At 55.6% G+C, this 432-nt stretch carries 1 rRNA gene; it reads right to left on the minus strand.

What is annotated here, in order from left to right:
• Nucleotides 1-432: ribosomal RNA gene (locus SB765_RS28110) — 16S ribosomal RNA — on the minus strand; the annotation flags it as partial.

The following is a 432-nucleotide window of genomic DNA, read 5'->3' on the forward strand; positions in this document are numbered from 1 at the left end:
ACCGCTACACCTGGAATTCTACCCCCCTCTACAAGACTCAAGCCTGCCAGTTTCAAATGCAGTTCCCAGGTTAAGCCCGGGGATTTCACATCTGACTTAACAGACCGCCTGCGTGCGCTTTACGCCCAGTAATTCCGATTAACGCTTGCACCCTCCGTATTACCGCGGCTGCTGGCACGGAGTTAGCCGGTGCTTCTTCTGCGGGTAACGTCAATCGACAGGGTTATTAACCCCATCGCCTTCCTCCCCGCTGAAAGTACTTTACAACCCGAAGGCCTTCTTCATACACGCGGCATGGCTGCATCAGGCTTGCGCCCATTGTGCAATATTCCCCACTGCTGCCTCCCGTAGGAGTCTGGACCGTGTCTCAGTTCCAGTGTGGCTGGTCATCCTCTCAGACCAGCTAGGGATCGTCGCCTAGGTGGGCCATTA

Origin of the sequence: Pseudomonas sp. SIMBA_067 (genome assembly GCF_046534675.1) — a bacterium.
Classification (GTDB): domain Bacteria; phylum Pseudomonadota; class Gammaproteobacteria; order Pseudomonadales; family Pseudomonadaceae; genus Aquipseudomonas; species Aquipseudomonas putida.